3 protein-coding genes are annotated in these 2077 nt (G+C 38.3%); 2 read left to right on the top strand and 1 reads right to left on the bottom strand.

Features of this window, described 5'->3' with window-relative positions:
- Positions 1 to 43: 43 nt before the first annotated feature.
- Positions 44 to 283: a hypothetical protein gene (locus RAC86_RS38120; protein ID WP_377886898.1), complete on the bottom strand. Its 240-nt coding sequence runs from the start codon at positions 281 to 283 to the stop codon at positions 44 to 46.
- A 450-nt stretch (positions 284 to 733) separates the two neighbouring features.
- Here RAC86_RS38120 and RAC86_RS38115 point away from each other — a divergent pair, with 450 nt between their 5' ends.
- Positions 734 to 1576: a sialate O-acetylesterase gene (locus RAC86_RS38115; protein ID WP_072566591.1), complete on the top strand. Its 843-nt coding sequence runs from the start codon at positions 734 to 736 to the stop codon at positions 1574 to 1576.
- On the top strand, positions 1573 to 2077 hold a 505-nt coding region (locus RAC86_RS38110), incomplete at its 3' end, for a PadR family transcriptional regulator (RefSeq protein ID WP_377886899.1). The genes RAC86_RS38115 and RAC86_RS38110, both read left to right, overlap by 4 nt.

Genomic DNA, 2077 nt, shown 5'->3' with positions numbered 1-2077 from the left:
TGTATATGAATCCCCCATAACACATATATATCTGTCAAAATTCTCAAAAAAACACCAAATCCCCAACAGCTACTGTTTTTCCGTTGATCTTGTAATATATTAGAACAATTTTCTTATCAAATATACCTGTCCCGTGCTTTACAATTGTTAAACTATAAGGCTTATTAGGACATTGCTCTTCAAGTATAACTTCAGGATTTAAAAATAAAACATAACAAATGAATAGAATTGGTACAATCGTTAACCTTTTTAATAATTTTTTATTGATATTTAACCCCTTCAACATAGCCCTCCCTTTTTAACAATCCATTTCATTTGGGATACACCCCCATCATTAAACGTATTTCCTATGAAAAATGATTTTGAACCTCATAGGAACCCTTACATGACAGGGTTTTTGTTGTTTTTTCATTGTTTATCAAGACCTAAATCAAAAAAAGCCATAAAAAATAAGGAGTGATACATATTATACATGACTAATATGTATCACTCCTTTAGTTCTTGTTCAATAATCGCGCCCGATTGTGAATTGAACTAAAGCCCCCGATAGTTGAATAAGAAAACGCAAAAGAACTTGCTATTTCTCAAATACATCCATCAAATTTTCAATGTTAGTTTGTTTTTCATACATACTAATAATAAAAGTAAAACCTTATTAAAACTTTACAAGACAAACTGAATTGACTATAGTCTAATTAGACTAAAATATTGATGTAAAGAAGTGAACAATTAGATGATAAAGTCTTTTTTAATGTTGGGGCAGTCGAATATGGCGGGCCGTGGATTTTTGAATGAAGTAGACCCTATCTATAATGAAAAAATAAAAATGCTGCGCAATGGACAGTGGCAGATGATGACAGAGCCGATTAATTACGACCGTCCGGTTTCCGGCGTTGGCCTGGCGGCATCTTTTGCAGATGCATGGTCGAAAGCTCATCCCGATGAAGAAATTGGCTTGATCCCTTGTGCGGAAGGTGGCAGTTCATTGAATGACTGGCATCCGGAAGGCATCCTTTTTCAGCATGCTTTGTCCGAAGCCCGCTTCGCCCTCCGGTCCAGTCAAATTTGTGGAATCCTTTGGCACCAGGGTGAGAGTGACAGTTATCGTTCGCTACATGAAACTTATTACGAGAAATTAACCCTTATCATCGAGACGCTAAGAAACGAGTTGAAACTTGATGAGGTACCGTTGATTATTGGAGGGCTTGGTGACTTTCTTGGGGAGACCGGTTTTGGACAGCACGCGACCGAATTTCGACAGGTTAATGAACAATTGCTGCGTTTTGCTAATGAACAACAGAATTGTTATTTTGTTACTGCAGCAGGTTTGACTGCGAATCCTGATGGCATTCATTTAGACGCAGCTTCACAACGCAAATTCGGTTACCGCTATTTCGAGGCTTTTTCGAAAAAGCACCATATCCTGAAACCCCTTTCGGGAGAGGAGCAATCACTGAAAGTGAGTGGTGACTATTCTAAAACAGAACAGATTTACCTTCATAGTATGGATTTGGTTTCGGGTAAAATCACGTACGCGGAATTTGAGGCGCGGATGGCGAAGGTGATGAAACCATAATTCCCTTACTTATCCTTGGCTTGCTAATCCAGAACCCCGGAGCTCACGGCTATGAACTTCTGGCCTTAATGGAAAAACGTCATTACAAATACATTGTTAACTTCACGAAAGGTTCATTTTATTACAATCTGCAGCAACTTGAAGAAAAGTGTTTTATTGAACAGATTCAGCAGAAACCCTCAACCAGTGGGCGTGAAATCCGTAACTTTAAAGTCACAGAATCGGGAAGGGCAGAATTCGAAAAATTAATGATCAAATACGGCACCAAATCGGAATATGTGAACCTGCAATTTTATGGGGCGTTACTATTTGCCGATGAATTCGACAAAAATAAATTACTGGATCTGATCCAATCACAAATCGATCAGACTAAAACTCGAATCGAGCTCCTTGATGAATACCTGTCCATCACTCAAGAAATTCCCGGCACAATCAATTACTTTCGCCGTATGAACGAAAATTCCCGTTCACATCACTTGGTTAATTTAGAATGGTTCGAAA

It is taken from the genome of Bacillus sp. LR_5 (assembly GCF_042709275.1).
This window is presented reverse-complemented; position numbering and strand designations above follow the sequence as displayed.